Here is a 24,225-nt window from a genome sequence, read left to right on the forward strand (position 1 = left end):
TCTGGATTAAAAAATATTGGGTAAGGGTGATATGAATGGAACAACAACCAAAAGATAAGTTACCTTACAGCCTGAACAGTAAAAAGGTTGCTGACGCAACCAGAATGTGGCTTCAAAAACGCGGAGTTACTATGGAGGAAATAGCTGAGCTTGTATTGCTGCTGCAGAAAAAGTATTATCCTGAGCTGACTATGGAGGAATGCATACATAATGTAGAGCAGGTGCTGAGCAAAAGAGAAGTACAAAACGCAGTACTTACCGGTATCCAGCTTGATATTCTCGCAGAACAAGAGCTATTGATTCCTGAGCTTCAGGATATGATCTCTCATGATGAAGGCTTGTACGGAGTAGATGAAATTCTTGCCTTCTCCATCGTTAACGTATATGGAAGTATCGGTTTTACGAATTATGGTTATGTAGACAAATTGAAGCCAGGTGTTCTGGAAAGATTGAATGACAAGAGCCTTGGTCCCTGCAATACCTTCCTCGATGACATTGTTGGCGCGGTAGCGGCTTCTGCAAGCAGTCGGATCGCCCACCGCAAGCAGACTGAGCGTGAACAAGAGCGCGGAGAAGATACGTTAGGTCCTGATATTGTTCGTTAGCTGATATTGTTCGTAAGTATATGAATTTGCCTCAGGGCTTGGGGGATCGCTTTTTTTTGACCGCTAGGCTAACCCATATTTCTTGAAATTAAGGGTAAAAAAGGACTCTATTCCTCAGATTCTATCCAATCTGCAGAGCAATAGGGTCCTTTTGGGGTTCTATATTTTCCCTTAGTAATAAACCACTCTTCAGGTCGGTCTGTAACCTACACTAGCTTAAAAACATCGGTCTGCCTGTCGCTGCCTTCGGAAATTTGAACTTGTCCCAATCGAATCAGCTCAATTACATGGGCTAAAGTCTCTGACATCGCAAAACGCATCTGATGTATTCCAAGCTCATTACCAAACAATACAGCACATACCTCATAACCGGTCATCGGCTGCTCCGCAAGCATATTTACAATTCGTTCCAATCGTTCTTCATGATGCTTGATCAATAACCGGGTTCGTTCCCCAAAGTAGATGAAGGGATTCCGATGCCCCGGAAATGCAATATCCACCTCAAAAGCGCTTAGCTTGTCCAGTGAAACCATAAAGGTATGAAGCGGCATAGGATCACTGCCTGGTAAAAAGCTCACATTGGGAGAAATCTGCGGCAGTACAGCGTCTCCACAGATCATTATTTTTTGTTCGGTATGGTAAAAAGAGAGATGCCCTGGCGCATGTCCCCCCGTTTCTATTGGAAGCCATATTCGTCCTCCCATTCTAAACCTGCTCTCTTCTGACAAATAGGTCACCTCAGGAACTGGTGTAACCTGACTGATGAAGCTTTCCATATGAGCTGGCAGTTGCTCACACCAGGCTTCAGGCAGCCCGTTTCTGCTATATAGATTCAGAAGCTCCTCATTCATTGTACTTGCTGCTCCCCACATTCGCCGGGTCTCTTCATGCGCTCTTTCCGACATAAAGACAGGGGCGCCGCTTAAAGACTGCATGTATCCGGCCATCCCATAATGATCCGGATGATGATGGGTGACCACAATAGCTGATATGTCTGCCGCTGATATTCCTAACTCAGCGAAGGCCTCACGCCACTCTCCCTCTGACACATTCGTGTGTGGTCCGGGGTCTATGATCGTTATCCCTTCGTCTCCGCGCAGCACATAGCTGTTCACCCATCGCAAAGGAGGCGCCATAGAAATACGAACTAAAGCAATCTCTTCCCGGTCCCATTTCTGAATCCGTTCCGTCGTCATATCGCAGTGCCAACCATTATCATGCGTGGAGAGTAAGCCTCATCATATTCCTCTTCATCGTAATCTCCATGGACCTTGTCCAGTCGAAGCCCTGCCGCATGCAGCATCTCCGTCAACTGATCTATCGAATACATTTTAATTCTCTCCAAATAGTTACGAGGCTGTTGAATGGAGCCATCGAGACTTCCACTGATTCGATGGTCTGTAATCGTAATTTGTTTCTTCACATAGCCGTCCTCAATCACCCGGTTTTCTACGATCAGTTGTCCCTCGTCCACCCGCTCTGAATGAGGGATCAAATGGGATATGGTATATTGGGGATTGAGAAAATCTATAATAAACCGTCCCCCCGGCTTTAACATCCTGGAGATTTCCTGTAACACTTTGACATGCTCCTCATCTTGTTCAAAATATCCAAACGAAGTAAACAAATTGACGACGGCATCAAATCCACCCTCAAGAGGCAAGCTTCTCATATCACTTTGAACCCAGGTTACTGTGCCTTCCGGATCATTGCTGCGAGCCTCCTTAAGCAGCACTCCCGACAAATCTATCCCTGTTACCTCATAACCTGCTTCATGAAGTGCCATCGAATGACGCCCCATTCCGCAGCACAAATCCAGCACCTGTGCTCCCTTCGAAAGTCCAAGCCAAGAGATCATCTTATGTACTTCACGTTTAGCTCCCTGTATATCTCTATGTTTATACACTAGCAAGTAGTCTTCTCCAAAGCTTCGTTCATACCATTCTGCCATTTAGCCCACTCCTTCCCCGATCATGATCATACGCTCTTTGTAACCGTACGTTCAGTTGCATGCTTCTTATTGTACTGCCTGTCAGTTCTAAACTCAAAGGATGCTTTTTACTAAAAATAAGCTTCCACACGAAAAAAACGATAGCAGCCAAAGCATATCTGCTTATCTGCCATCGTTTTTTTAATATAATTTATCCGTAATCGCCTTAGCCGTTACTTCCCTAACCTTCAATGCATCTTCCTTCATTTTAAAAGTAACGCCAACATTTAAAATATCAATAAGAACAAGCTGTGAAACCTTAGCTGATAATGAGCTCCCCTGCAGCGGATTTTCTCTTGCAACCATCAACAGTACAATATCAGCAATTTTAGTAATTGGAGAGCGGGCATTGCTAGTAATGACAACAATTTTAGCACCGGCTTTTTTAGCCAGACTTAAGTTGTCAATGGTATCCTTGGTGCTGCCTGAAATCGAAATTCCTACGGCGACTTCATTAGGTCCCATCAGAGAAGCCGCCATCGCTTGAAAGTGCGTATCTGATCTGGCCATCGTTCTTTTTCCGATTCTGGAAAAGCTGTGCGCAGCCTGAAGGGCAGTTAAGCCCGACGAGCCTACGCCGAAAAAGTGTATACATTCCGCATCATGCAGCACAGAAATTGCCTTCTCTAATTGCTCGTGGTTTACCAATTCAGAGGTTTGCTCCAAGGAGCTGATATGCATAGAGACCACTTTTTGCTTTACAGTGGACGCATCGTCCTCTTCAGTAACTTCGTTATACAAGCGGTCAGACGGCTTGACCAAATCCTGAGCTAAAGACAGCTTGAAATCCTGGAATCCCTGAAACTTCAGCTTGCGGCAAAAGCGCAATACCGTCGTTTCCCCGACATCTGCTCTTTCTGCAAGCTCTGTGACGGAATGATAAATGATATCTTGAGAATTATCCAAAATAAATTTAGCTACCTTTTGTTCTGTTTTGGTTAAGCCGTTCAAATGACTGCGGATCGACAAAAGCGTTTTTCCCATTCCTTGTTCGTTCGACAAGTGAATCCCCTTTCTTTCAGGCAAGGCCTTACAAACCTTTAGACCGTATTCCATTTCCGACATACGGACTGTATCCATCACATATGATGTTCATAAATATAAGTAATACATAATTAATGGAAAATGGCAATCCTAAAGCCTTTTCTTTAGAAAATAAGACGCTACTGCTCCTACCACTCCACCGTCGTCTTCCAATGCGGCAGGTACAATATCAATTTTTGTCTCAGCAGGCAGCTCTCGAAACACTGGCAGCAATTGTCCGTAAACCTGTTGACGTACCCGTTTCAACAGGAAATCTCCCTGCTTGGTTACAGCTCCGCCGATTACGATACCTTGAGGATTAAACAAATGTATTAAATTGGCTAAACCAATAGCAATATAGCTTGAATATTGATCTACCAGTTCAACAGCCTGTAAATCCCCTTCTCTCGCAAGGGCAAACACTTCTTCTGGATTATGATACTTAGTACAATCTACGCCGGATTCCTGAACGATTCTCATCAATGCGGTAACCGAAGCATACTGCTCCCAACAGCCAGCTCTACCACAATTGCATGGATGTCCATCTGCCTGTATGACTTGATGGCCTATTTCACCGGCAAACCCATCTCGTCCACGGTAAGGCTGCTTATCAATAATAAGGCAGCCCCCGACTCCTGTTCCGAGTGTGACGCAAATAAAGTCCCGCCAATTTCTGCCCGAGCCTATCCACGCCTCGCCATAAGCCATTGCATTGGCATCATTATCTATAACAACCGGGAAGCCAGTTAATGCATTAAGTCTCTCTCTTAGCCTCATGCCTGCCCAACCGGGCAGGTTTGCTGTCGCTCCCATCACAATTCCTGCTTCAGCATTGACCTGACCTGCAGATCCAATGCCAACCCCTTGGATTTCCCAATCTTGTTCACTAGCGTATAACTGCAATTTTTCCACGATGGCTGCGAGGTGTTCAAGTATTGCCTCTCCACCTTTATGAGCATTGGTGGGCACGCTAATACGATACACGACCCCTCCCTCACTCGTAACAATTCCGGCCTTTATATTCGTTCCTCCAAGATCAATCCCTATGGCATACTCGAGAACACGGTTCATTCCCCATGAACACCTCCCATTTGGATGGCGAACCCTACTTCAAACATCCTTTTCCATGGAAGCTCTACATCAACTACCTTCATTGGCTTCAAGCCTTGTTCCCATAAATATTCCTCAGCGAAACGGTTCAGCTCCACCTCAATCAATTCACATACTTCATCGATAACATGTGATATTTCAAAATAACTGGCTCCTAGACCCGGCAAGTTATTCTCACAGATCTGCTTTCGTACAAGCGCCTGATAGCCCCAATCCTCAATCAATCTTGAAATGTAGAACGATTGGCTGCTTATATCGTGCGCATCCTGCTTTTCTGAAGCATTAAACCGGTAGTAGGAAGCAATAACAGCATGTGAAATTACTGTCCCCAGCGAATTTCCCGATGTGTTCCAGGCCGCATACCCGCTAAGCTGCCCCAGCAATCCCTGTGCATGAATCAATCTCATTAGTTGATGATCGCCACCGTTGCATAGCGCTACATCCGCCAGCATAACTAATTTTTCAGCCTTCAAATAATGCTTCATGACCTGTACAAATTCGCGAATATTGATTTCAGAAAAGTAAGAGCGATGACGGTCCTGAAAAGCTGTATCTGTCTCTGCCATTTCGCTTTGTCCTACGGCGGGTGAATGCACCATCAATATAGCATTTGCATCGCTCGAAGCATCGGAAATAATAGCTCCGGCAGAAGTTACGTGCGCCTTAATACTTTCAGCAAGACTGCGGTCCTCATATTTTGGAATACACAACGGTCCTTTAGTAGATGAGTATCTTACGAACAGAGATGGATTATAATTTTTAACCTCACAAAACACACGAGAGAACAGAGTACAGCCTATTTCATCCGCACCCGGATAAATAGCTACTTTATCGCTTAGCCCAGACAGCTCAACACGTACAGTTAATGTTTTTTGCTCCATAGCACTAAAGCCAAATTGGGAATTATCATCAAGCGGAATAATTAAATAGTCGATAACGCCTGATTGCACAAGATCTATAGACATTTGGTTTACTTGAGAATTCACATCTCTTCTCGCCAGATAATCACGGAGAATTTCAGCAGGTATCGCTGCTGTAATATTCTTCAGTCTTATCTCCTCACTCTCCGTGAGGCCAACACTGTCTCTTTTATCAGTGAACCAACCTAGCTCATATAGCTCACGACCTACTTGATCGTAATAATCCGGTTCTTCCTCACTGCTGGAGTAGGCAGGAACGCGGGTTATTAAATTGAATGCATAAATTTTCAAAAGCGGGTTTGCTTCCTTCAACGTCTCCAGCATCCTAATTCTGTCATGACACCGTTCTGCGCTGTCATGATGAAGACGGGAAGGTACAATACCGCCGTGAACCAGCATATCTATTGATACAATCAGTACGTTTGCGTCTTTGCATTGCTGCATAAGCCAAACGCTAAGCTCCTCACAATCTGCACTTTGCTTCTTGCTGCCAAGCTGATCCATACGAGGAACAATCATTTCCAAATCGGTCATTGCTGCCAGCTGCTGCGGATAAAGCAAATTGCAGGGTCTCTCATCTAAAGGTAAATAAACCACTCTAGTCGCCATCTTATTATCACACCTACCTAAAGAATATGTTCATATTCATACTTAACAAGCTATTCTTTGACCGCACCTGCAGTAATTCCTCGAATAAATTGCTTCTGCATAAGAAGGAATAATATAATCATTGGAATTAGCGACATAACCGAACCTGCCATAATAGCCGTCCAATCAATGTCTCTGGATGATTTAAAAAGCGCCATCCCAACAGGAAGAGTACGCATCTTTTCACTGTTGGTAACAAGCAACGGCCACAGCAAATTGTTCCAGGCAGTATTAAAGGTGAATATGGCCAGCGTAGCCATTACACTACCATTCATAGGCACTACAATATGCCAAAACTTGCGCATTTCCGAGCAGCCATCAATTTGTGCAGCCTCCAAAATAGCATCCGGCATAGAAAGCATAAATTGACGAACCAGAAATATACCAAAAGCCGTCGAGATTTGCGGTATAATCAGTCCCTGAAAAGTATCGATCCAGCCAAAGCTGGACACCATGCGAAACAAAGGAATCATTGTCGCTTGGAACGGTATCATCAGCGTAATTAAAAAGAACATAAACAGAATGTTTCTACCCGGAAATTTCATTTTTGCAAAAGCATATCCTGCCATCATGCAGAGTAAAACCGTAATAAACGTAATTAACAGAGCTGAAAGAATACTATTGAGGTAGTATCTTTCAAAAGGGATCATTGAGAATACCTTTTTGTAATTGACAAGTTCCAGAGAATCCGGTATCCACTTTGGCGGAAAACGAAACACTTCACTTCCCGGCTTAAATGAAGTGGACAGCATCCAGGCTAACGGAGCTAAGTTTAAAATCAAGCCTGCACTCAAAAATAGATAAATGAAGAACAATTGAATTTTCTTTTTTCGAAATTCTCCCATATCGGTTACCTCATTCTTCCTTCTTATATATCAGTTTGAACTGAATAAGAGAAATAATTAATAGCATGAATAAAAAGATATAGGATAACGCAGAGGTGTAGCCCAACTTCAAATATCTAAAATTAGTGAAAATCTGAAAAACAATGGTTTCCGTTGATTTAACGGGTCCGCCTGCAGTCATCACATAAATTTGATCGAATACATTAAATGCCCCTATAACCCCATATATAAGAAGAAACGCAAATGTATCCTTCAACCCGGGAAATGTGACATTCCAGAACGATTTAAATCCACCTGCACCGTCAATTTTCGCAGCCTCATACAAATGCTCGGGAATTTTTTGCAATGCGGCGAGAAATATAATCATCGAGAATCCCATACCTTGCCATACACTAGTAAATATGATGGAATACATCGCAATTTTTTTGTCGGTCAGCCACCCCACTGGCTCAATGCCCATAACTCCGATGAAGTAGTTGAGCAAACCCTTCTCGTTGTAGATCAATGACCAAACAAGTGATACTACAACCATCGGAGTAATAACCGGAATGAAATAGGTCACTTTAAAAAAGTTTTGAAGGCGTGTTAATTTGTCAATACCCAGCGCTAGAATAAGCGCAACTCCCATACCTGCAGCAAGACTCACGATCGAAAACTTAACTGTATTCATCAGTGCTTTATGAAAATCCTTGCTCTGCAAAATGTTCGTATAATTCTCGATGCCAATGTATTTCGGAGATTGAAGACCGTTCCAATTCGTGAAGCTCATAAAAAAACCATACAACATCGGAATTAGACTAAACACGATCAGCAAAATGAGAGGAATAAGGATAAACCCGTAAGCTTCCTTGCTTCGTATCATCTCCCTGAAGATATTAGGCTTACGGGAAACTAATATGCGATCAGGCTCAGTCGTAATGTGTCCACTCATATTTTCCATCCTTTCAGTTAAAGGCAGGTATAGTTCACCCATACCCGCCTTAAACATTCAACAAACTTCACTCGAAAAAGATGTTTAGAAGACTACTCCTGTGCAAGTATGGAATTTACAATCTCCGCAGCCTCGTCAAGCGCTTCTTGCGGTGTAGCTTCGTTGTATACTGCTTTGGCTACCGCATCGGAAATCGCTTGGCTAATCTCCTGCCAGGAACCAACGATCGGGTTAGGAGTTCCTTTCTCAACAGCGGCCTTAAACACGTTCATAGGCACTTCGTTTCCGAAGAAAGGATCTGGAGAATTAACTTCCGTCGATTCTAATGCCGGCAAATATCCTGGAGCTGCACCGGAAGTTTTGTAAATCTGAACAGCATTTTCCTCACGGCTAAGGAATTCAATGAATTTCCACGCTGCTTCCTTATGCTGTGATTTCTCAAAAATACTGAGGTAAGTTCCGCCAATATGCGTACCATATTGTTTATTGCTTAACGCATCAGTAATTTTCCACTTGCCTTCTTGTTCCGGATTGCTGTTTTTAATCAAGCCCATCACGTACGGACCATCCTGAAACATAGCGATCGTACCGTCCTTCAGACCTGCTACATAACTGCCACGGTCAGGAGTCCAATTGACACCGATTTTATGTTTGTTCACGAGATCGGAATAGAATTGCAAAGCCTCCACACCTTCCGGGCTGTTAAAGGCTGCCTTCTTGTTGTCATCTGTCAGCACCTTGCCGCCGTTGGCATACAGGAATGGTTCATAGTGATACCAATCCGGCATAACAAGGAAAGCAAACTGATCTGTTTTGCCATCTCCGTCCGTATCCTTGGTTAGCTTTTTGCCAACCTCCACAAGCTCATCCCAGCTTTTTGGTGCAGCAGTGACTCCCGCTTCCTCAAGCAAATCACTTCTATAGTAAAGTGAGTATGCATCGAAGTCATACGGAACACCAAACAGACCGCTTTCTGTAGTTGCTGCTTCGATCATACCTTTACTGTACACAGAATTGATGTCATTGCCGTTAACCTTGCCGCCAGAGAGCCCGTTTAGGTCAGCAAATAGACCAAAAACCGTATATTTAGGGTTCCACATCATACCAGTTGTAGCGATATCCGGCGTTTCTCCCCCTGAGGCTGCTGCCGCCATTTTGTCCCAAAAGTTATCCCAAGGCTGCTCTTGAAAATCTACTTTGATGTTAGGGAACTCCTCTTCAAATTTGGGAATCAAGGGTTTTATCGGCGTAGTAGCACCATAGTTATCCCAAATTGTAATCGTAACTTGCTCATTTTCATTTTTCTGTTCGCCAGCAGCTGGCTGATCTGCCGCATTCGAATTAGAGCTACCTCCTGAACAACCAGATAGTACAGCAATAGATAACAAGATGGATGATAACATAATTGACATTTTACGCTTGTGTTTCATAATAACCCTCCTTAGAAATAAATCATTTTTTATCCTTGTGATTCCTTGAAATGAAGTTCCATCACCCCTTTCAATGCAATCCTTGTCAGCAATGAATAAATTTCTCCATCGCTTCGGTATATTTTTTCGTTATAGCATGAGGGCGAGTAATTGCTCCTCCAATAACTACAGCATAGGCCCCTTCTTTCAAGCACTGGATTGCTTGTTCAGGAGAATGTATCCTTCCTTCCGCCATGACAGGAATCTTAACACTTCTGCTGAGGTTAGCAATTAATTGGAAATCTGGTTCTTCTCTCTGCGGACTGTACGGTGTGTACCCTGACAAAGTCGTTGAAATTACGTCAAATCCCAACCGCTCAGCAGCTATACCTTCCTCAAAAGTAGATACATCAGCCATTAGCAAGACATTAAAGTTTCGTCTCACTTCCTGTACGATCTCGGCGAGATTCATGTCACCAGGACGATCTCTGAAGGTCGCATCCATCGCAACAATATCCGCTCCAGCTTCTATGACACATCTTACTTCTTCCATGGTCGGTGTAATGTAAACCTCATATCCGTCATAATCCTTCTTCCATAACCCGATTAAAGGTAACTTTGTTACTTTACGGATAGCCATAATATCTGAAGGTGTATTGGCTCTTATACCAACTGCATTGCCTTTATCAGCAGATATCGCAAAACGCGCCATAAATTCACTACCGAAAAACGGTTCATCCTCTAGAGCCTGGCAGGAGACAATTAGTTTGCCTTTTAAAGATTCGATGATTTGATGAGACATGAGAAAACCTCCAAACATTATTGTGTATATAGGTATAATTCTTCAATTAATATTATAATAAAGAATATATTCTCCACAATAGCTTTAAAAAAATAAAAGGGAAATTTTCTCCTTTTTTTTAATTTAAATCGGTGTTTTTCTCTATTATAAGAATACTATTATACTTTGTAAATAGTTTTTTTAAGAAACATCGCATTTTTATCGATTTTATGTAAAAAAACCTGACACATAAATAACATAATGAACTAAGCAAAATAAAAAACAGTGGGAAATGACCATTCCCCACTGTTTTTTATTTAAAATTATTTGTTTGTTGATACATTACCTGACACATTGTCAGCTGAAGCAGCATCAGTCAAGGTGTTTTTAATTGTAGCCTTGCTCTTCTTCTCTTCAAGCCATGTGCCGGTCAATTGGGACACCTGTTGAGCGACAAGACCCTCACGGATTTCTTCTTTCTTCTCTTCCAAAGTAGCTTCATGTGCTTCCTTACGATCTGTCAGCTTAATAACCTCATAACCTTGGCTAGTCTTTACAGGTTCGCTAATCTCATCTTTTTTTAGCTTGAAGGCAGCATTCTCTATAGCTTCTTCTTGCTCACCACGGCCAAAGAAATCAGTGTCGCCACCCTTATCCTTAGTTGCAGTATCAAGGGATCTACTCTTAGCGAGCTCAGCAAAATCAGTTCCTCCCTTGAGCTGAGTAATGATATCCTTGGCTTCCTCTTCGGTCGCTACAAGAATTACAGAAGCACGCACCTGCTCTGGAGTATTAAACGAATCTTTATAGCTATCAAAGGTTTGTTTGATTTCTTCGTCAGTTACCTTAATTTGCGGTTCAAGCAACTTGGTCAGCTTCAGGTTGAAATCAATATCTTTGATCAGATCTTCCTTCGTCATGCCATAGGATTCCAGCGCCTGATTCAGATTTTCCTCGGAACCAAATGATTCCGTAAAACTCTTCAATCTTTTATCAATATCAGCTTGTGTGACTGCAATATTTGCTTTTTTAGCTTCCTGGTTCACAAGCTCTTTTCCAATCATTTCGTCAAGTGCTTGTTTCCCGGCACCTTGCACCAGCTTATCGTAAAAATCCGCTTTGGAAATTTCTACGCCGTTCACAGTAGCTACGGCCTCTTGCTTACTGCTTGCAAAAGGGGGCTTAATTAACACAATGATAAGCGCTAGAGCGAGTACCAATGACACGATTGGCCACACTTTCCCAGACTTCAAGCCACTTGGATTTACAGGAGCTACCCCTTCATTGACTACTACATTTTGATCGTCCAAGGCTTGTTCAGGTTGTTCCGAAACCTCTTCTGTTTGAGCTTGTCCGGATTGAACATTCAGTTCCGAATGCTCGGAATTTTCTACTGTGGAATCCTCATCTTGCCTCTGGTTATTACCTAACTCTTTGTTATCCTTATCATCCATTTAAACTTTGACTCCCTTCTATTTATAACAACTTGTGATAACTTATTTCCTTCTTAAGACTTTATCAGAGTTTGCATGAATAAACCTTAAAAAAATATAAAAAATGGCTTTTATTTTTAATATTGCTTTAAGAATTAAAAACAGATACTAATCAGTAAGCTACAATTCGTGTTATTGGTCAAAAAGTAGTAAAATATTCAAGAGAACATGTTCTGGAGGCTTAAACAACGATGGATTATACCACTTATTTTCAAAATCACAGAGAATCACATTTAAACGAATTGGAAGAACTTCTGTCCATCCCGAGCATTTCTGCACTATCCGAGCATAAATCTGATGTAGGAAAAGCTGCAGAATGGATCGCTGACGCACTACGACGCGCTGGTATGGAATCCGTTGAAATTCACCCGACTGAAGGACATCCTATTGTCTATGCAGAGCATTTACATGCACCGGGCAAACCGACCGTTCTGGTGTATGGTCACTATGATGTACAGCCTGTAGATCCGTTGGAATTATGGGAGACTCCTCCATTTGAGCCATCTATCCGAGACGGTAAATTGTATGCTCGCGGAGCTACTGATGATAAGGGCCAAGTCTTTCTTCATATTAAAGCGGTTGAAGCGATTTTAAAACAAGAACAAAAGCTCCCCGTTAATATCAAGTTTTGTATCGAGGGTGAAGAGGAGGTAACCAGTCCAAATCTTCCGGGCTTCCTGAAAGCTAACAAGGAAAAACTCGCAGCCGATGCTGTCCTTATTTCCGATACTGCACTCCTTGAACCTGGCAAACCTGCGATTTGCATCGGGCTTCGTGGACTTTGTTCCCTTGAAGTCACTGTTGGAACTGCCAATACTGATCTTCATTCAGGAACCTACGGCGGCGGTGTCTCTAATTCATTACATGCGCTGGTATCTTTGCTTGCATCTCTTCATGACGAACAAGGTCGTGTTGCGGTCGCTGGCTTCTATGAAGGTGTCCATGAACTTACTGCTGCAATGAGAGAAGAATTTTCCAAGCAGCAATTTAATGAAGACAAACTGAAGGCGGATCTGGGTCTTGACACACTTTATGGTGAAGAAGGTTATAGCTTTGTTGAAAGAACCGGAGCTCGTCCAACCCTTGAGTTAAATGGAGTATACGGCGGATTCCAAGGGGAAGGCTCAAAAACAGTTATTCCTAAGGAAGCTCATGCTAAAATTACTTGCCGCCTCGTTGGGGATCAAGATCCGCAGGATATGCTCGACAAAATTGAACGTCATTTACGCAATCATCTTCAACCCGGTGCTAAGCTGAAGATAGAGCAACTTGAAAAGGCCCGGGCCTTCAGCTGCGACTCTACTAACCCAATGCTCCAAAAAGCAGCTGATGCTTATGAAAAAGTTTACGGCACTCGCGCTTTGTTCACACTAGATGGCGGATCTATTCCGATCGTAGAGCAATTATCCTTCGTGTTATCCGCACCAGCGGTCATGATGGGATTTGGCCTTCCTGACGAAAATCTTCACGCTCCGAATGAGCATTTTAATTTGGAAAATTTCGATAAGGGATTGCTAACAATCGTTGAATATCTGAAATCTCTGTAAAATGCATTTGTACGAAAAGCCGTCCTGCCGGGCGGTTTTTTTGTTGCAATAATCCTTCTTGCTAAGTAAGTTTAGTTCTAATATAATAAAACAAAATAATAGTTCTATATTCATAGAACTGAATGGAGACGTGTTCCACAGATGAGTTGCAAAGTTGAAGTAGATTTTGCTCCAATATATGAATGTATGACCAGCCTAACCGCTTTTTTTAGCAAGCAAAATCATAATGCCATGGATGCAGGGAAACTCTGGGTACGGGAAGTTCAGGGTCTTTTTGCACCTGTTATTCTGCAAAAGATGAAAGGAATCGTCAAATCGCTGGAGGATTTTAGTCTCTCCCCGTACATTTGGAGTTGCCCCGGCAATCGATCGGTATCGGAGTTTCTCGATTGGTTTGATGATTTATCCACAGGCCAGTTATATGAAATTGCCGCCAGTTGCGGACTGTCCGTTCCTTCTAACCTTCCTGAGCTGAGAAATCTGACTTCAGAAGTTTTGAGGGAGTGGGATTTACGTTATTTCAGCAGTATTACACTGGCAATTATCGAAGGGTTAACACAAGAGGCTTTAGCCCGCCAATTGCTATTGAATGAGATGGAAGATATGGAGGTCTATGAACAAGCGACCGGAGGAATGAGGCTTTATCCCAATGATCTGCTGAAGCGGGTAATTCTCGTACCCCAATATCATTCCCGTCCTTTGGTTAGCTCCAATATTTATGATGAGATCATATTCACTCATTACTCCTGTGACATTATTCCTCCAGATCAAGGGCATCCCGCCCCAACTCTCCTTCGCCTCACACGGGCACTGTCAGATGAGACTCGGTTATGCATTCTTCGCCTGCTGTCACAGAAGCAAATGACCTTTACGGAAATCGTCCGGGAAATCGGATTATCCAAAAGCACTATTCATTACCATCTAATCGCTCTACGGGCAGCTGGCCTCGTCATCGTGCATTATTATTCCAAAAGCACAGAGTCCAAAAATATAGAGTACAGCCTTCGATTGGAGGCGCTAAAAGATCTGCCCCTTCAAATCGGTCGTTATTTAACAAGCTGATTCAGCCGGTATTGTGAAATGATGAGGGGTGATCATCTGTGAAAAAACGTAGTTACTATGGGCTACTGGTTACTATTGCCCTTAGCGGCTTTGGGGATGCTTTTGGCTTACTGGCCATGGAGTGGCTGGTATATGAGCTGACTGGCTCCAAATTAGCGATGGGTGCGCTGGCTCTCTGTTCCGGTGTCCCTGAACTGGTTCTTCGTCTGCTCGGCTCTCCACTCGCTGACCGCTTGCCTCGCGAACGGCTTATGGCAGGACTCGCGTGCATGCGATTAATTGCTATTGTGCTGCCACTGGCTGCGGGCTTAACTGGCCAATTACAACTATGGCATTTATTCCTCGCTGCCGGATTAAGCGGCTCCTGTGCGGCACTGTTTATGCCGACGGCTATGGCCTTCATTCCAAGTATTGCGGACAGTAAGAAGCTGGTACGTGCTTTTGCTATCATCGACGGCTGCAGGAATGCTGTCGCCTTAATCGGACCTGCCATAGCAGGCGCAATAACTGCTGCCAGCGGTGCGCTGCCTGCGCTTGGGATTAATGCAGCTTGTTATATAGTAAGCATATTCACATTACTGTATCTCCCTAAAACACATGGTCAAGTTAAAAAATCAGCCGACTTCTCCATCTCTGCCTATGTGCGGGATATTTTTGAAGCCTTCTCTTTTTATAGACAATTTCCCGCAATGCTGACCATTATGTGTATGGTTTCAATTAGTAATATGAGCTCTATAGCCATCTGGACGATGATGGTCCCTTTTGTACGCGAGGTATTGCATCTAAATGCTGCTGCCCTGGGAACCTTGACGACTGCCTCGGCTTTAGGTACATTAACCGGACTCGCCATCATTTCTTTACTTGGAGAAATCAAACGACGACGGATTGTGATGCTCTGCAGTCTGGCTGCAATGGGCTTCTTTAATTCCATCCTGGGTTTAGTACACAGTTTTCCAGTTGCGCTGGTTGTATTATTTGCCGCAGGTGCTGCTGGTCCCTTCTTCGGCTCACTGAGCTCTACATTGCATGGAAAGCTTGTTCCCGATCATCTACAGGGCCGTGTCAATTCAATTCGCTTTCTAATCGGCGGCGGACTGCAGCCTGTGGGAGCATTAGCAGGTGGAGCAATAGCACAGCTCTATGGTGTTCCTGTATTAATCCTCATCGCGGGCTTACTGCCGCTCATAAGTTCAGTTGCCGCAGCTTTGTTTCTTTCCAGTTTAAAAGCGCTTGACGGAAATCTGCAAAATCTTGAAGTAAACATTCATCTTTGACAATTGAAGTACCGTATATTATTGAGCTTTGATGCTTGTAGAAGTCTTAAAATCCTGGCTGGAAAATCAGGTTGTAGTTATTACAGGAGGATCTAGCAAGACAAAAAACCTCCTCTCTCTATCTGCTGGCGCAAGATGAAAAAGAAGGTCTCCGTTTTTTTAAGCTCATTAAAAAAACGTCAGATTTTTAACTCCCCAAGCTTAATCAGCTCAACAACCGCTTGTGCACGGCCCTTGACATTCAACTTCTGCATCACATTCGAAATATGATTTCTTACAGTTTTCTCGCTGATAAACAGCTGGCCCGCAATATCGCGCGTCGTTTTATCCTGCACGAGGAGTTCGAAAACCTCCCGTTCACGATGAGTTAACAGAAATTTGCTGTTACGATCGCTGCTCTTCAAAATGCGTCACCCCTCCTTGCTCGGGTTTTGTGGTTTAACAAGGTTAAGGGATACAGTCAACACATACTATGAAGAAACAGGGTTAATGGTGCGATCATCCAGTAAAATGGGCGACTCAACAGAATCTTATTTAAAAGCCATAGCCGCATGCACAGCCTTCTTCCATCCGTTATAAAGGGCATCTCTGTATTCCGTCTTCATTGCCGGTTCAAAGCTATGTTCCAGACTCCATGTCCTGCACAGCTCATCGCGATCATTCCAATATCCGACAGCAAGTCCTGCGAGGAAGGCGGCTCCCAAGGCTGTCGTCTCGCGGATAACTGGTCTTTCTACCGGAATGTTCAGAATATCACTCTGAAATTTCATTAGGAATTCATTCGATACAGCGCCGCCATCCACCCGCATCTTTTTCACTTCAAATCCGGAGTCACTTTCCATTGCACCTAAAATGTCTTTGGTCTGGTACGCCAGAGATTCGATTGTTGCGCGAATAAAATGCTCTTTGCTAGTGCCTCGTGTCAGACCAAAGACAGCACCTCTGACCTCACTGTCCCAATACGGACTTCCCAGCCCTACAAATGCAGGCACGACATATACTCCTTCTGTAGAAGCCACTCTGGATGCATAAGCTTCGCTGTCTTTAGCATCACGAAACATACGCAACCCATCCCGAAGCCACTGAATCGCCGAACCAGCTACAAAAATACTTCCTTCGAGTGCATATTCAACCTTTCCGTTGATTCCCCATGCAATCGAAGTAATAAGACCATGCTGTGATTCTACTGGCTTCTCCCCTGTATTCATCAGCATAAAGCAGCCTGTACCGTAAGTTGACTTAACCATCCCAGGCTCAAAGCAGGTCTGACCAAACAACGCCGCCTGCTGATCACCAGCCACTCCGGCAATCGGCACCTCTTCCCCGAAAAAATGATACGGTATCGTGGTTCCGTATATCTCGGAAGAAGAACGAACTTCTGGCAGCATCACCTTTGGTACTTCTAATAACTGCAGCAGCTCATCATCCCAACACAGCTCATGAATGTTATACATTAATGTGCGCGAGGCGTTCGAATAATCTGTAACATGCAGTCTTCCTCCCGACAGCTTCCATATAAGCCATGTATCAATCGTACCGAAGAGCAGTTCCCCTTTCTCCGCACGTTCCCGTGAACCCGGTACATGATCGAGAATCCACTTGACCTTCGTACCTGAAAAATATGGATCGATTAGTAAACCTGTCTTTTTTCGGAATATTCCATCATATCCTGACGATTTTAATTCCTCGCATATTTCCGAAGTCTGCCGTGATTGCCACACAATCGCCGGATGTACCGGATTCCCCGACTCCTTTTCCCATACGATCGTCGTTTCCCTCTGGTTCGTTATCCCGATTCCGGCTATTTGCTTCGGTTTCACTCCCGATTCGGACAGACATGACGCGATGACTCCAAGTATAGAACCCCATATCTCATTAGGGTTATGCTCAACCCAGCCCGGCTTTGGAAAATACTGCGGAAACTCACGCTGAGCTGAATGTACAGCTTCCCCTTGTTTGTTAAATAAAATAGCTCGCGAGCTTGTCGTTCCCTGATCCAATGCCAAAATATATGTTTCCTTAATACTATCCATGATGACCCTCCGATCTTTCATCTAATGATAACCTGTCTTAACATAAATTGACTATCCTCGCAACTTCCATTCTCTTAATTTTCTTATTGACGCGGTAACGTATCAGAATTATGATGTAAAACGATAGTGATAATCATTATCACGAACTAATGAACGGCCATCCTGTTCTACGTATGCTATTAAGTATATTATTTCAAAATTTAAATTCTACATTTTAGATTAATAAGGAGTGTACTGAATGAAATTCAATTATGCTGTTCCAACTGCTATTCTAAGCGCAGCTCTGCTGTTAACTGCCTGCAATTCTAATGAGGCAAATACCTCGAAAGAAACCCCTACCGAAGCAAATTCAACAACAAATACGGCTGCTGCCAACAATAGCGCTGCGGCAGGAACAGCTGAAGCTGATTTCCAGCAAGCTATTGATCAATACCGTGCCTATGTCATCCAAGAATGTGATGCTTTCGTAACTGAGACAGGCAAATTCGTAGACGCGGTGAACAGCGGAGATATCGAAACTGCTAAATCACTTTATGCACCAGCTCGTATGCATTATGAACGCATTGAACCTATCGCTGAAGCACTTGGCGATCTTGATCCTAATATCGATGCACGTGATGGTGATGTTGAGGCAGCGGATTGGAGAGGATTCCACAGAATCGAAAAAGCACTTTGGGAAGATAAGACAACAGAAGGTCAAAAGGAATATGCTGATGGCCTGCTGAGTGATGCCAAGCTTTTGCGTGCTTTAGTAGAAACTGTTGAAATTGAGCCCTCCCTGCTAGTGACGGGAGCCGTCGAATTGCTTAATGAAGTATCCACCTCCAAAGTAACCGGTGAAGAAGAACGTTATTCCCACACCGATCTGTATGACTTTGCAGCCAACCTGGAAGGCGCTAAAAAAATATATGAACTGCTTGAACCACAATTATCCCAAAAGGATGCTGATCTCGATAAACAAATCAGCGATCGCTTCGTTGCTTTGGAACAAGAATTAGCTCCATTTAAAGACGGAGAGGGATATGTTACTTACGACAAACTTAAAGAAGAAGATGTTCGCAAGCTGAGTCAAAATCTTGACGCACTGGCCGAGCCTTTGTCCCAAATGGGCAAATTATTGGGAGTGTAAATTCATGAAGGATAACATATTTAATAAGCGGGTTAGTAGACGCGATATATTAAAAATTGCCGGTGCAGGTAGCATCGGCTTATTACTTGGTGGCGGTACAACAGGAATGCTTGCGGCCCAAGGTAAACTTGGAAATTCCTCTAACAAAAAGAATTCCTCATCCTCAAACCATGCGGTTGAATTTTACGGCCAGCATCAGAGTGGAATTATTACACCTACTCAGAACTTTATGGTCTTCGCGGCATTTGATTTGACGACTTCTTCGGTATCCGATGTTCGCAAATTGTTCCAATCCTGGACTAAATCAGCTGCAGAAATGAGCAGTGGGCAACTAATCGGCGAAGACAATAATAACTTGAATTTGCCTCCATCCGATACTGGAGAAGCTGCAGGCCTGTCCTCTTCTAACTTAACGATCACGTTTGGAGCTGGACCATCCCTGTTTAACAGTCGATTTGGCCTATCCGGGAAACGCCCTGCCTCATTTGAAGACTTACCGAGCTTTCGTGGTGATGCTCTCCTTCCGGAATGGTGCAACGGCGATTTGGCTATCCAGGTATGCGCTGACGATATGCAGGTCGCCTTTCATGCGATTCGTAATCTGGCTCGTATCGCACGCGGAACAGCAGTTTTGCGTTGGACCCAAGAGGGATTTCAACGCACTTCACAAGCCGATCCACATCAAGGAACACCACGCAATCTTATGGGATTCAAGGATGGAACAGGCAACCCTGATGTCAACGACAGCACCTTAATGAATGAGGTTGTCTGGGCACAAAGCTCTGACGGTGCAGGCTGGATGCATAACGGAACCTATATGGTAGCTCGTCGTATCCGAATGCGGATTGAAGTATGGGATCGTTCAACACTTGATGATCAGGAGCGCACCTTTGGACGTCATCGGGATTCAGGGGCTCCACTCGGAGCAACGGATGAATTCGCACCACTTGATCTGGAAGCAAAGAATGCTTCAGGAAAGCCCGCTCTTCCTATGGACTCTCATTCACGCCTGGCTCATATGGAAGGCAAACTTAAAATATTACGCCGTGCTTATTCCTACACAAGCGGCATGGACTTCAAGACAGGTCAGCTTGATGCCGGGCTGTTCTTCATTTCTTTTCAAAGGGATATTCAGAAACAGTTTGTGCCAATGCAGAAAATGCTCGCAGCTAACGATAAATTGAACGAATACATTGTTCATGTCGGTAGTGCTATATTCGCTTGTTTCCCTGGAGTTTCTAAAGGCGGCTACATTGGGGAGACACTTTTCTAACATGAAGGAGGAGTAGAAACGATGTTCGTTTCACCCGCTATAAAACATAATCGGAGGAAGGAATGGTATCATTTCCCGATCTCCCTGCTTATAGGTATTCTGTTGTTCACATTCGTTTTCTCATTTAGACCTCTATTGGTACAAGCCGAAGAGGACCCTTCTTTGCAATCGTTGCTGCCTCTCGTAGGTGGGGCCTTAGTAGAAGCTGGAGCACAAAATTGGGACAAAGCATCTTCTGAGCTGGAGCAGTTTGAGGTGTTATGGAGCAAAATAGATGCATCGGCTTCGCCTGATCTCAGCTCCACCATTCAAAAGCAATTAGCATCGGCTAAAGAGGCAGTAGGCAGTCAAAATTCCGAGGAAGCCAGCGCTTCCTTGTCACTTCTCGCAAAGCAGGTCAATCAATATGTGAAGGATAATGGGGAAAAGAGCGATTCACCTGATGGCAAGGAAGTCGCCCGTGAATTGCTGGAACAGGTCAAACAGACGCTTACTCCGCTAGAAAGCGGTGATGTCAGCACCGCCCAAGCTCGATACAAGGACATCATTAACGGCTGGAGTAAAGTAGAATCCCCTATACGGAACGGAAATTTTGGCGTCTACAGCAACTTGGAAACCCATATGACGATGATCCGTGTAGCACTTCAGACCGATCCGCCTAAGGCGGAGCAAGCGGTCAAGGAATTAAGCGATCTTATCGTTCTGCTTCAAAATTATATAGATGGGAAATTGGACGACCAAAAATCAGCACCCGGGACCAATTCTGACAAAACCTTGGCCGATGCTGTGGCGCTGCTCCAGCAGGTAAAACAATCGGTTGAGGGGCAAAACGGTAATCAGGCTTCGGAGCTCATGCAGCAATTTATTGTTCTGTGGCCCTCTGTTGAAGGGGAAGTCTCCATTTCTTCGGCTACATTATACACAGCTACAGAGAACAGCATAACCGAAGCACAGAGCTATCTGGTCTCTGATCCGGTTGATTTCATTAAAGCCGCGCAGGTAATCGACGGAATGATCAGCAGCCTTGAACCTCTGACGGAGCGCACTTCTTATTCAGCGTGGGATGCAGCAGTTATCCTGCTCCGTGAAGGTCTGGAAGCCATCCTCGTGCTCGCTGCATTGCTTGCGTTTGTAAACCGCACTAAAGATAAGACGGCTCGGAATTTTATATGGGCAGGTGCAGGTACAGGCTTGTTATTATCCGCCGTCATAGCTGTTCTGCTTACTTTCGCAGTATCGCAGGCGGTAGCTGGTGGAACCCGAGAGACGATTGAAGGCTTTATCGGTCTGGCAGCCGTAGTGATGATGCTGGCAGTTGGTCATTGGCTGCATAATAAATCCAGCGGCAAGGCCTGGAGCAAATATTTAGCCAAACAAGTTGGCGGTGCTTTGGAACGTGGAAGTCTATGGTCGTTGTTTGCTCTCTCTGGCCTTGCTATTTTACGAGAAGGTGCAGAAACTGCCGTGTTCTATATCGGAATGGCTCCGTCGATTGAAAATTCACAGCTAATAATTGGTATAGCCAGTGCGCTAGCTGCTCTATCAATTATTGGTTTCTGTATTATCCGTTTCAGTGTCAAGCTGCCTATTCGGCCATTCATGCTGGTAGCATCCCTGCTGATTTATTATCTGGTTATCCGTTTCATGGGCGAAAGCATCCATGCCTTGCAAATCGGCGGGTTGCTGCCTGCTCACAGCAAAGCATGGCTGCCGACTATAAGCTGGATTGGCGCTTACCCAACTTCGGAAACCTTTATCTCTCAGCTAGTCTTACTAGTGTTTGTCATTTGGCAGTTGATTACTGCTGAGCGTAATAATAAAGCTGCTAAAGCCGCATAATATGCAAAAAACCGTTCGGATCGATATGTCCGGACGGTTTTTTATATCACAAGACTTATGGGTGTGAATGCGGGAGTGGATGTGGATGTCCTTCCTTTTCAGCAAACTTCTCGATAATATTGAACAGCACATCTAATTCCTCAGTTGTTAATTCTGAAAGATAGGACCTCAGCACCTCGCGTGTCTTATCCCTTGCTTTAGTACACACTTCTTCCCCAAGCTCTGTTACAGATAACAGCACAGCCCTGCGATCATTTTCGTCATGCCGACGCTGTACATAGCCACTCTGAACAAGTCGATCGGTCATTACTGTTATCGCACTTGGTTTAACATCAAGCATTTCTGCCAGAAAGCTTACATTGCAAGTCTTGTTCTTGGCGATCATAGCTAGCATATGAAACTGGGGTCCTGTTAACCCTAATTCACGATGATTCATAATCTCACTTTTCATCTTGCGAACAGTTCTTGTATACGCATGTTGGAGACGCTCTATATATTTGTCACTGAGCTTGATATCCAAGCCATTCTCCTCCTCAAACGTAATCCATCATTTCCAGTGTATTATTTTAACATCGAAAAGACAAGGCAACTATCGAATCTGACCAAATATACCTTGCAATCAACAGCAGAATCATCTATGATGAAATCAAAATAATTTTCAAATATTAATGATAATACATGAAAATAATTTTCACTATCTGAGGTGATCCTATTCTTACTCCAATTTTGCACGCCCTCTCGACCCATCTTGAGACTCTTGCGCCTCAGGAACGTCGCCTTGGTGAATATATTTTGCAGGACCCGAATTCAGTCATTCATTTAGGCATTACCGAGTTAGCCAATATGTGCGGGATCAGTCCATCAACAATAACCCGCTTTTGCAAAACCTTTCACTTCAAAGGGTTTCCCGATTTCAAAATGAAGCTGGCCGGAGAATTGGCGAACAATCCTCATTCTGCGGAGGCTCATTATCAGGATGTAATCGCAGGCAATGACCTGGGCAAAATTGTACAAGCGATTGAAGCCAACCATCTTGCCTCTATTACCGATACGACCCGACTATTAGATATGGCTCAGCTCAAAAAAGCAGTGGATGTTCTATGTGCGGCAAAACGTATTGATCTGTATGGCATAGCGACATCTTCGATCATAGCGCAGGATTTTTATCAAAAGCTGGTTCGGATCGGAAAAAATTGCACTGCTTTTGCCGATTCCCATATGCAAATTACTGCCGCATCTACGCTTGGTGAAGGAGATGTTGCTCTCGCTATTTCTTATTCGGGTGAAACCCCTGAAACGATTGACGCGCTTCGTTGCGCTAAAGATAGTGGAGCAATCACCATCTCCCTGACTCAGTATGGCAATAGTCAGCTTGCTTCTTTAGCTGATGTATCTTTATTCTCCTCCTCTTTAGAGGAAGGCATGCGAAGAGGCGATATGGCGTCCAGAATCGCTCAGCTTCATGTCATCGATATCCTGTTTACGGGAATGGTAAGTATGGAGTTCCATGATTATATTCCTAAGCTTGAAAGCTCGTATCAAAATGTCCGGATCTACAGAAAACACAGGGAGGGTAAATAGGACATGATTAACATCATAAAAGTCAACAACGAGCAGCAATTTAATGAGACAGGCGCTGGTATTATCGCCAGCTTGCTTCAATCTAAACCAAGGGCTATCCTCGGTCTCGCAACCGGAAGTACTCCGGTCGGTGTGTACGGGAAGCTTATCGAGCTTTATCTTGAGGGTGTAGTCAGCTTCAAGCAAGCGAGCAGCTACAATTTAGATGAATATATTGGTCTGCCAGCCAATCATCCAGAGAGCTACAGACAATTTATGAATGATAAGCTATTCAATCATATCGATATTTTACTGGAAAACACACATGTACCGTCAGGAAATGCAGTTGATCCCGATAAAGCAGCTGCCGATTACAGTGAGTTGCTTGAAAATGCAGGCCAAATCGATCTTCAACTGCTTGGACTTGGCCATAATGGACATATCGGCTTTAACGAGCCCAGCGACGAGCTACAGGGTCCCCCTCATATCGTAACCTTGGATGAACGAACCCGTCAGGCGAATGCCCGTTTCTTTAAATCCATCGACGAAGTTCCTACTCATGCTATTACAATGGGAATCGGTTCGATCCTGCATGCCAAACAAATTTTACTTATGGCAAAAGGAGCAGATAAAGCGGAGATCGTAGCACAAGCTCTGAAAGGCCCGATTACAACCCAATGCCCAGCTTCGTTCTTACAAACTCACCCTAATGTTGTTGTACTTCTAGATCAAGCAGCAGGGAGATTAGTTTAA

22 protein-coding genes are annotated in these 24,225 nt (G+C 44.0%); 9 read left to right on the plus strand and 13 right to left on the minus strand.

What is annotated here, in order from left to right:
• Positions 1-35: 35 nt before the first annotated feature.
• Positions 36-605 (plus strand): phosphatidylglycerophosphatase A family protein, encoded by a 570-nt coding sequence (locus tag BLS49_RS09075; protein ID WP_091228673.1) that lies wholly within the window; start codon positions 36-38, stop codon positions 603-605.
• Positions 606-811: 206 nt separating this feature from the next.
• Here BLS49_RS09075 and BLS49_RS09080 read toward each other — a convergent pair whose 3' ends face one another.
• From BLS49_RS09080 to BLS49_RS09125, 10 genes are all read right to left on the minus strand, one after another.
• Positions 812-1,801: an MBL fold metallo-hydrolase gene (locus BLS49_RS09080; RefSeq protein WP_091228675.1), complete on the minus strand. Its 990-nt coding sequence runs from the start codon at positions 1,799-1,801 to the stop codon at positions 812-814.
• The gene (locus tag BLS49_RS09085) at positions 1,798-2,556 is read right to left on the minus strand and encodes a class I SAM-dependent methyltransferase (protein WP_091228678.1); all 759 of its coding nucleotides are present in this window, start codon (positions 2,554-2,556) and stop codon (positions 1,798-1,800) included. The genes BLS49_RS09080 and BLS49_RS09085 overlap by 4 nt, the downstream gene beginning before the upstream one ends.
• 180 nt (positions 2,557-2,736) lie before the next feature.
• Positions 2,737-3,660, minus strand: coding sequence for a MurR/RpiR family transcriptional regulator (locus tag BLS49_RS09090; protein WP_342707184.1), 924 nt, complete (start codon positions 3,658-3,660; stop codon positions 2,737-2,739).
• 69 nt (positions 3,661-3,729) lie between these two features.
• The gene (locus tag BLS49_RS09095; protein WP_091228681.1) at positions 3,730-4,689 is read right to left on the minus strand and encodes an ROK family protein; all 960 of its coding nucleotides are present in this window, start codon (positions 4,687-4,689) and stop codon (positions 3,730-3,732) included.
• Positions 4,686-6,257: a DUF4127 family protein gene (locus BLS49_RS09100; protein ID WP_091228683.1), complete on the minus strand. Its 1,572-nt coding sequence runs from the start codon at positions 6,255-6,257 to the stop codon at positions 4,686-4,688. The genes BLS49_RS09095 and BLS49_RS09100 overlap by 4 nt, the downstream gene beginning before the upstream one ends.
• A 50-nt stretch (positions 6,258-6,307) precedes the next feature.
• Positions 6,308-7,141 carry a carbohydrate ABC transporter permease gene (locus BLS49_RS09105; protein WP_091228686.1) on the minus strand — a complete coding sequence of 278 codons (834 nt, stop codon included), beginning with the start codon at positions 7,139-7,141 and terminating at the stop codon, positions 6,308-6,310.
• 10 nt (positions 7,142-7,151) lie between these two features.
• Entirely contained in the window at positions 7,152-8,072 is a 921-nt protein-coding gene (locus BLS49_RS09110) for a carbohydrate ABC transporter permease (RefSeq protein WP_175471353.1), read from the minus strand.
• 92 nt (positions 8,073-8,164) lie between these two features.
• A complete protein-coding gene (locus tag BLS49_RS09115; RefSeq protein WP_091228693.1) occupies positions 8,165-9,502 on the minus strand; it encodes an extracellular solute-binding protein in 1,338 nt (445 codons plus the stop codon).
• 85 nt (positions 9,503-9,587) lie between these two features.
• A complete protein-coding gene (locus tag BLS49_RS09120) occupies positions 9,588-10,283 on the minus strand; it encodes an N-acetylmannosamine-6-phosphate 2-epimerase (RefSeq protein WP_091228696.1) in 696 nt (231 codons plus the stop codon).
• 302 nt (positions 10,284-10,585) lie between these two features.
• Positions 10,586-11,716 carry a foldase protein PrsA gene (locus tag BLS49_RS09125; protein WP_091228700.1) on the minus strand — a complete coding sequence of 377 codons (1,131 nt, stop codon included), beginning with the start codon at positions 11,714-11,716 and terminating at the stop codon, positions 10,586-10,588.
• 230 nt (positions 11,717-11,946) lie between these two features.
• Between BLS49_RS09125 and BLS49_RS09130 the strand changes: the two genes are divergently transcribed.
• The 3 genes from BLS49_RS09130 (at position 11,947) to BLS49_RS09140 (ending at position 15,638) form a co-directional block, all read left to right on the plus strand.
• Positions 11,947-13,302 carry a dipeptidase gene (locus BLS49_RS09130; protein ID WP_091228703.1) on the plus strand — a complete coding sequence of 452 codons (1,356 nt, stop codon included), beginning with the start codon at positions 11,947-11,949 and terminating at the stop codon, positions 13,300-13,302.
• A gap of 141 nt (positions 13,303-13,443) precedes the next feature.
• Complete coding sequence (locus tag BLS49_RS09135) at positions 13,444-14,364, plus strand: ArsR/SmtB family transcription factor (protein ID WP_091228706.1); 921 nt, start codon at positions 13,444-13,446, stop codon at positions 14,362-14,364.
• A 38-nt stretch (positions 14,365-14,402) separates the two neighbouring features.
• Positions 14,403-15,638 (plus strand): MFS transporter, encoded by a 1,236-nt coding sequence (locus BLS49_RS09140; protein WP_091228708.1) that lies wholly within the window; start codon positions 14,403-14,405, stop codon positions 15,636-15,638.
• Between the two features lie 179 nt (positions 15,639-15,817).
• On the opposite strand, the gene BLS49_RS09145 is transcribed toward BLS49_RS09140, so the two are convergent.
• Both BLS49_RS09145 and glpK read right to left on the minus strand, forming a co-directional pair.
• On the minus strand, positions 15,818-16,042 hold the full coding sequence (locus tag BLS49_RS09145; protein ID WP_009225122.1) for a helix-turn-helix domain-containing protein: 225 nt from the start codon (positions 16,040-16,042) through the stop codon (positions 15,818-15,820).
• 126 nt (positions 16,043-16,168) lie between these two features.
• Entirely contained in the window at positions 16,169-17,671 is a 1,503-nt protein-coding gene (gene glpK, locus BLS49_RS09150; RefSeq protein ID WP_091228711.1) for a glycerol kinase GlpK, read from the minus strand.
• Positions 17,672-17,909: 238 nt separating this feature from the next.
• On the opposite strand from glpK, the gene efeO reads away from it, so the two are divergent.
• From efeO to BLS49_RS09165, 3 genes are read left to right on the plus strand one after another with little or no spacing between them, the layout of a single operon-like run.
• Positions 17,910-18,800: an iron uptake system protein EfeO gene (gene efeO, locus BLS49_RS09155; RefSeq protein ID WP_091228712.1), complete on the plus strand. Its 891-nt coding sequence runs from the start codon at positions 17,910-17,912 to the stop codon at positions 18,798-18,800.
• Between the two features lie 4 nt (positions 18,801-18,804).
• Positions 18,805-20,073, plus strand: a complete 1,269-nt coding sequence (efeB, locus tag BLS49_RS09160; protein ID WP_091228715.1) for an iron uptake transporter deferrochelatase/peroxidase subunit — start codon at positions 18,805-18,807, stop codon at positions 20,071-20,073.
• Between the two features lie 21 nt (positions 20,074-20,094).
• Complete coding sequence (locus BLS49_RS09165) at positions 20,095-21,912, plus strand: FTR1 family protein (protein ID WP_091228718.1); 1,818 nt, start codon at positions 20,095-20,097, stop codon at positions 21,910-21,912.
• Positions 21,913-21,967: 55 nt separating this feature from the next.
• Here the strand turns inward: BLS49_RS09165 and BLS49_RS09170 are convergent, their stop codons facing one another.
• Complete coding sequence (locus BLS49_RS09170) at positions 21,968-22,432, minus strand: MarR family winged helix-turn-helix transcriptional regulator (protein WP_091228721.1); 465 nt, start codon at positions 22,430-22,432, stop codon at positions 21,968-21,970.
• 191 nt (positions 22,433-22,623) lie between these two features.
• Here BLS49_RS09170 and BLS49_RS09175 point away from each other — a divergent pair, with 191 nt between their 5' ends.
• On the plus strand, positions 22,624-23,493 hold the full coding sequence (locus tag BLS49_RS09175; RefSeq protein WP_091228723.1) for a MurR/RpiR family transcriptional regulator: 870 nt from the start codon (positions 22,624-22,626) through the stop codon (positions 23,491-23,493).
• Positions 23,494-23,496: 3 nt separating this feature from the next.
• The gene (nagB, locus tag BLS49_RS09180) at positions 23,497-24,225 is read left to right on the plus strand and encodes a glucosamine-6-phosphate deaminase (protein WP_091228726.1); all 729 of its coding nucleotides are present in this window, start codon (positions 23,497-23,499) and stop codon (positions 24,223-24,225) included.

Origin of the sequence: Fontibacillus panacisegetis, assembly GCF_900102215.1 — a bacterium.
GTDB lineage: Bacteria > Bacillota > Bacilli > Paenibacillales > Paenibacillaceae > Fontibacillus > Fontibacillus panacisegetis.